General features: G+C 64.4%; 6 protein-coding genes and 1 pseudogene. 1 reads left to right on the forward strand and 6 read right to left on the reverse strand.

The features are described 5' to 3' along the window. From AX735_RS18530 to AX735_RS18540, 3 genes and pseudogenes are all read right to left on the reverse strand, one after another. A pseudogene (locus AX735_RS18530) lies at window positions 1–729 on the reverse strand (amidohydrolase); the annotation flags it as partial. Further along, on the reverse strand, window positions 726–2144 hold the full coding sequence (locus AX735_RS18535; protein WP_066283211.1) for an amidohydrolase: 1419 nt from the start codon (window positions 2142–2144) through the stop codon (window positions 726–728). The gene AX735_RS18535 and the pseudogene AX735_RS18530, both read right to left, overlap by 4 nt. A 43-nt stretch (window positions 2145–2187) precedes the next feature. Next, entirely contained in the window at window positions 2188–3771 is a 1584-nt protein-coding gene (locus tag AX735_RS18540; protein ID WP_066283199.1) for a peptide MFS transporter, read from the reverse strand. Window positions 3772–3924: 153 nt separating this feature from the next. Between AX735_RS18540 and AX735_RS18545 the strand changes: the two genes are divergently transcribed. Then, entirely contained in the window at window positions 3925–4518 is a 594-nt protein-coding gene (locus AX735_RS18545) for a nitroreductase family protein (protein WP_066283201.1), read from the forward strand. Window positions 4519–4541: 23 nt separating this feature from the next. On the opposite strand, the gene AX735_RS18550 is transcribed toward AX735_RS18545, so the two are convergent. The 3 genes from AX735_RS18550 to AX735_RS18560 all read right to left on the reverse strand — a co-directional run bounded on the left by AX735_RS18550 (window position 4542) and on the right by AX735_RS18560 (window position 6066). Next, entirely contained in the window at window positions 4542–4784 is a 243-nt protein-coding gene (locus AX735_RS18550; protein WP_066283206.1) for a hypothetical protein, read from the reverse strand. Window positions 4785–4942: 158 nt separating this feature from the next. Then, window positions 4943–5143 (reverse strand): toxin-antitoxin system HicB family antitoxin, encoded by a 201-nt coding sequence (locus tag AX735_RS18555; protein WP_060977552.1) that lies wholly within the window; start codon window positions 5141–5143, stop codon window positions 4943–4945. A gap of 8 nt (window positions 5144–5151) precedes the next feature. After that, window positions 5152–6066 carry an SPFH domain-containing protein gene (locus AX735_RS18560; protein ID WP_082751188.1) on the reverse strand — a complete coding sequence of 305 codons (915 nt, stop codon included), beginning with the start codon at window positions 6064–6066 and terminating at the stop codon, window positions 5152–5154. Between the last annotated feature and the right edge of the window lie 239 nt (window positions 6067–6305).

The raw sequence follows: 6305 nt of genomic DNA on the forward strand, positions 1-6305 counted from the left end.
GCGCTCGACATGCACCAGCAGCCGCATCTCGCCATTGACCACCGGAACGAGCGCGGCCGCATCCTGGCGATTGAGCAAAGCATCGTGCGGATGCGCGGGCACGCCGCGCTGGCCATTGGCGAGCGCGCGCGCCTCTATCAGCGCGTTGCGGAATTCGAGGAACGCCGAGGCACGGCTGCCGCCCGCCTTGGCCGATCCCGTCTCGCCCAGCTCGACGAACTGGAAGGCGCGGCCCTTGGTCACGGCGTTGTAGTCATCGCCCAGATCGATCACCGCGCCCATGCCGGCGAAGATCGCGGCAGGGGCGATCGGTGCGACCACCGCGCGGGTGATGCCGGCGGCGCGGTTGACCGCGACTGCACTAACCTTGGGATTGATCGCGGGGGTGACATCGATCGCGGCGGAGAATTCGCCCCGGCTCGCGCTCGAATCGTTGGTCTCGTTGACCGCTTCGACCTCGACCAAGCCCAGCCGGCTGAAGCCTGCGAACAGGCCAGGGGTGACCCATTTGCCGGTGGCGTCGACCACCTGTGCGCCCGCAGGCACGGCAACGCCCGACCCGGCGGCTATGACCTTGCCATCGCGCAGCACCACGGTGCCGCCCTCAATGGGGGCGCTGCCGTCCCCGATCACGACCTTGCCGCCAGTGATGGCGACGGTCTGCGCGAGCACAGGCGAGGCGAGCAGCGCGGCAGCGGCCACGCTCAGCGAAAGGAGGGATCTCATCATTTCGTGTCTCCCTCACCCGGCTGGCCCAGCTCGAAATCGCTCACCGGACGGCGCTTGGGATCATTGGCATCATACAGCAGTGCACCATCGACCCAGACCTTTTCGGGCCGGGCATAGACGGAGAGCGGATTGGCGTTCCACAGCACCACATCGGCCATCTTGCCGGGCTTCAAGCTGCCGGTCTTGTCGGCAATGCCCATCGCCATGGCGGGGTTGTAGGTCAGCCACCGGATCGCGGTAGCATCGGAAATGTTGAAGCCCATGCGGCGACCGTCGCCCAGCGCCTTGGCGGCTTCCTGGTTCAGGCGCTGGATCTGGTCCTGGTCGTCCGAATGGATGATCGTGCAGGCGTTCGCGTTCTGGATGATCGCGGCATTTTCGGGAATGCCGTCGTACGATTCCATCTTGAAGCCCCACCAGTCGGCCCAGACGGCGGAGCAAATATTGTTCTCGCGCAGCAGGTCGGCGATCTTGTAGCTCTCGACCGCGTGGTGGAAGGTCGACACCTTGTAGCCAAACTCCTTGGCCATATCGATGACGATGGCCATTTCATCGGCGCGATAGCAATGGTTGTGGATCTGGATCTTGCCTTCCAGCGCCGCTTTCAGCGTATCCATGCCGATGTCGCGCGCGGGCGGGGTGCCGCCCTTGCGCTCATATTCGTCCCAGCGCGCCTTGTACTCGGCCGCGCGCGCCCAGGTCTGGCGGTTGACCGCGAGATTGCCCATGCGGCTGGCCGGCTTCTGGTTGCGGCTACCATAGACGCGCTTGGGATTTTCGCCGCAGGCCATCTTGAGGCCATAGGGCGCGCCGGGGAATTTCATCGCCTGCATCGTGCGCGCGGGCACGTTCTTGAGCGTCACCGACCGCCCGCCAAACAGGTTCGCGGAGCCGGGCAGGATCTGAAGTGAGGTGACGCCGCCATTGGCCAGCGCGCGGCTGAAGCCGGGGTCCTGCGGCCAGACGCTATGTTCAGCCCAGACATCGGCGGTGACCGGGCTGGTCGCCTCGTTGCCGTCCGAATGTGCTGCAACGCCGGGCGAGGGATAGTCGCCGAGATGGCTGTGAATGTCGATGATGCCGGGCGTCACGAACTTGCCGGTGCCATCCAGCACCATGATGTCGGCAGGGATCGGCGTGTTCGCATCGCCGACCGCGGTGATCTTGCCGTCGGTGAAGAAGACCACGCCATTGTCGATCTGTCCGCCCTCGCCATCGAAGATGGTGACGTTGCGGATCGCGGTCGGCTGGCCCGGATAGGGCTTGTAGGTGCTGGGATACGGGTTTTCGTTGATGCTCACCTTCTCCGCCTTGGGCGCGCTGGCGCTGGCGGAGGAGGGGCCTTCGGCACTTGTCGTGTTGGCGCACCCGACGACCGCTATGGCCGCCAGGGGTGCGAGATACCCGTATCGCATGTTCTTTCCCTGTCGCAGTTCGGAAGTGGTTTTGTCGTTGTGATCAGGCACCGCGCGTCGCCGGATGCACGCCCGCCGCCTGGTTCTCGGCGAGTTCGTCCTCGCCTGCCAGCGGTTCGGCATCCTTCAGCGTATCGAGGTGCATCAGCTTCTTGATCAGCGGGGCGATGACGAGCACTCCGACGCCCACGGCAATCGCGATCCAGCCGATCTGCGAGTAGACGTCGAGCACGGTCTGCTGGCCTGCGCCTTCGCCGCTCGCCTTTTCAGATCCCGTGGCGGCCGCGATCAGGCCGGCAACGAAATTGCCCGAGGCCGAAGCGAAGAACCACGTGCCCATGATCAGCGAGGCCATATGCGCCGGCGCCAGCCGGTTCATCGCGCTGAGGCCCACCGGCGAGAGGCAGAGCTCGCCCATGGTGTGGAGCAGATAGATGAGGAAGATGAACAGCACCGGGGTCGGCACACCTGCTCCTGCAGCGGCAGCGCCCGCAACCAGCACCAGGAAGCCAGCGCCGAGCTGGATCATCGCCAGGCCGAACTTGGCCGGGGCGGAGGGTTCGAGCCCCTTGCGGCCCAGCCACGTCCAGAGCGCCGCGAAAATCGGCGCCAGCAGCACGATGTAGATTGCGTTGATCGACTGGAAGATCGACGCCTTCACATCGCCACGGTCAACATGACGGTCGGTATAGAGGTTGAGCGAGGACCCTGCCTGTTCGAACAGCGCCCAGAACAGCACCGAGCCGAGGATCAGGAACATCGCGGCAAAGATGCGGTCGCGGTCTTCGCGCGGCAGCTTGGTGACGGCGGTGAGCAGCACATAGCCGACGAGCACGACGCCCGAGGCGAGCAGCAGCCAGCCGACGACCTCCTGATACTGGATCAGCACCCAGATGCCCAGAACGGCGGCGATGCCGATGGCGTACAGGAGCCATTCGAGCTTGATGCCCATCACCGGCTTGGCCAAAGCCGCCGCATCGGGCGCTTCGCCGCGACCGCACAGCAGAGGCTTGCCCAGGACGAACACGATAAGGCCCAGCGCCATGCCGACGCCCGCAGCCCCGAAGCCATAGGACCAGCCGTAGGTCTCGCCCAGAATACCGCAGGCGACCGAGCCGAGGGCTGCGCCGAGATTAATGCCCATGTAGAAGATGGTGTAGGCACTATCGCGCCGCACGTCGGTTCGCGGATAGAGCTGGCCGACGATCACCGAGATGTTCGCCTTGAGGAAGCCCGAGCCCACGATGATGAAGGCGAGCGCCAGCCAGAAGACGTTGAGGGCAGCGGGGTCCTGTCCCCCTGTGCCTTCGAAGCCCATCAGCAGGTGGCCGAAGGTGAGCAGGATTGCACCATAGGTCACCGCCTTGCGCTGGCCGAGATAACGGTCGGCCAGATAGCCGCCGAGCACCGGAGTGATGTACACCAAAGCGGTATAGGCACCGTAGATGACGCCCGATTGCGAATCCGAAAACAGCCAGTGCTTGGTAAGGTAGAAGATCAGCAGCGCGCGCATGCCGTAATAGGAAAAGCGTTCCCACATTTCCGCGAAGAACAGCACATACAGGCCCTTGGGGTGGCCCAGGAATGTGCCCTTGGAATCGCCGCTCACGGCATAACCGCTGGCCATTATCGAATGTCTCCCGTCGATTTTTCAGTTGGCGGCCCGCCCCCAGGCCGTCCATAGCGTGGGCTGCAACCTAGACAAAAATGCGCGGGTGTGAAGCGCCTTGTTGCAGTTGATACCAGACTGCCGCCTGTCACCCCGCTGCCGGAGCCCATTGTGACCCAGTTCAACGACCTGTCCTCGCTGCCCCGCTATCTCGCCAGCCGCCGCTCGGGCCGCCCGCGCGACATGATCGCGCCCGGCCCCGATGCCGCGCAGATGCGCGAGATCGTGCGGATGGCGCTGCGCACGCCCGATCACGGCAAGCTGAACCCCTGGCGCGTCGTGCATGTGGCGAGCGACCAGCGCGATGCCTTTGCCGAAAAGCTGACTGCCGCCTATCGCGCGGAGAAGCCCGAGGCCGGACGGCTCGAGATCGAGGCGATGGAAAGCTTCGCGCGCCAGGCGCCCGAACTGCTCGTCGTGCTCTATTCGCCCCGTGAATCGAGCAAGATCCCGCTGTGGGAACAGCAGCTTTCGGCCGGGGCCTTCGTGATGAACCTGCTCCACGCGGTCCACGCGCACGGCTTTGTCGGCGGCTGGATCACCGGCTGGCCGAGCTATAGCGATGCCGTGCGCGACATGTTCGGGTCAGCGCCCGAGCAGATCGCGGGCTTCGTGTTCATCGGTACTGCGGGGCAGGCGCTCGAGGAGCGGCCGCGGCCGGAGCTGGATGCGGTGCTGAGCGCGTGGGATCCAGCTAAAGACTGATCAGAGCTGCCGTGCATAAGCGCTCAGTGCAGGGCGCCCGCCGCGACAATTGCCGCATCCTCCTCGGCAAATTCGCGGATGATGGCGGCGTCCAGGCCCTCGGTCGGTGTCTGCTTCGCCTCGTGCCGGTGTGCGATGATGGCAGCGGCATTCCAGGCCTTGGCGGCGGCGAGCGCGATGCCCTGACGGTTCTTGAGCGGCTCGGCAGCGGCCTTGGCGATCTGGAGGCTTTCCTGCTCGCGGCAGAATTTTTCGGTGAAACGCATCGATGCTCTCCTCGTCGGACTTCCAGACGATCAGGCAGCAAGGCGCGCGGTTGCGCGCGTTATCGGCGATCCAGGTTATCGGATGCCGCCTCCCTAGCACGGCCGGGCGGCAATAGCGAACGATGGTTCCTGCAGGCCGTCATCGGCCCAAATTTGCCTCATTCCTTCGGTGGCCGCCCCCTGGGGCGCTGTTCGGGCGGGGCGAGCTTGATGCCGCGCCGCGCCAGCGCCTCACGCAACAGGATCTCGATCTCGGCATTCACGCTGCGCAATTCCTGCGCGGCGGCGCGCTCGATCGCCGCGTGGAGCGACGGATCGAGGCGCAGCGCGAAGGATTTCTTGGGCGGCGGATTGGGCATTGTTCAGGTCAATAGAGCGACCCGGCATTGACCACCGGCTGGGTGTCGCGCTCGCCGCATAGCACCACCATCAGGTTGGAGACCATCGCCGCCTTGCGCTCGTCGTCGAGGTGAACGACATTCTTCTCGCTGAGCATCGCCAGCGCATGTTCGACCATCGTCACCGCGCCCTCGACCAGCCGCGATCGTGCCGCGATCACCGCCTCGGCCTGCTGGCGCCGCAGCATCGACTGGGCGATCTCGGGCGCATAGGCGAGGTGCGTCAGGCGGCATTCGTCGATCTGCACGCCCGCCGTGCCGACACGCTCCTGCAGCTGCTTTTCCAGTTCGTGGCTGACTTCCTCGGCATCGCCGCGCAGCGTCACCTCATCGGCATTGAAATCGTCATAGGGGTAGCGCGCGCCGATCACGCGAACCGCGCTCTCGATCTGGATGTCGACAAATTCCTGATAGTTCTCGACATCGAACAGGGCCTTCGCGGTGTCCGACACGCGCCAGACGACATTGGTCGCGATCTCGACCGGGTTGCCGCGCAGGTCGTTCACCTTGACCTTTTCCGAGGTGACGTTGTGCACGCGCACCGAGATCTTCTTGCGGCTGAGCCACGGCCAGCGCCAGCGCAGCCCGGTGTTGCGATCGGTGCCCTTGTAACTGCCGAACAGCTGGATCGCCGCCGCCTCGTTGGGGTTCAGCATGTAGAAGCCCGAGATGATGAACAGAAAGGCCATGCCGCTGACGATGGCGATGACCAGTCCCAGCACGTTGCCGTTCTTCAGCATGCCCACGCCCAGCACCGGCAGCAGCATCGACACCAGCAACAGGAGCAGGAAGATATAGCCGTTGAACGTGCTGGCCTCGCTCTCTGTGCTGGCGACCATGGCACCGCCGCCCGACGAGCCGTCAAAAGAAGAATTCTGCTGCATCTGAAACGCCCTCCGATTCGATAATCATGATATCATAATTATATCAAATGTTATCGGGCGCAAGCCGGATTCGTTGTGCACCGTTCAGCTGGATCATGCCGTCCGTCACAGCGTGCAGCGAGGGGGAGGGGTATCAAAGCGACGAACGGTCCGCCGCAACAGGAAACCGTTCTGCCGTCCATGCGTAAGGCATGGGACCAATAAAGGATCAAAGCCATGACGATGCACCATGCCCGCCC

Source organism: Blastomonas sp. CCH1-A6 (assembly GCF_001556365.1).
Classification (GTDB): Bacteria; Pseudomonadota; Alphaproteobacteria; order Sphingomonadales; family Sphingomonadaceae; genus Blastomonas; species Blastomonas ursincola.

What these genes read in the sequence shown, in the direction of transcription:
- AX735_RS18535 (WP_066283211.1), bottom strand. Translation starts at nt 2,144, where the DNA reads ATGCGATACGGGTATCTCGCACCCCTGGCGGCCATAGCGGTCGTCGGG.
- AX735_RS18540 (WP_066283199.1), bottom strand. Translation starts at nt 3,771, where the DNA reads ATGGCCAGCGGTTATGCCGTGAGCGGCGATTCCAAGGGCACATTCCTG.
- AX735_RS18550 (WP_066283206.1), bottom strand. Translation starts at nt 4,784, where the DNA reads ATGCGTTTCACCGAAAAATTCTGCCGCGAGCAGGAAAGCCTCCAGATC.
- AX735_RS18555 (WP_060977552.1), bottom strand. Translation starts at nt 5,143, where the DNA reads ATGCCCAATCCGCCGCCCAAGAAATCCTTCGCGCTGCGCCTCGATCCG.
- AX735_RS18560 (WP_082751188.1), bottom strand. Translation starts at nt 6,066, where the DNA reads ATGCAGCAGAATTCTTCTTTTGACGGCTCGTCGGGCGGCGGTGCCATG.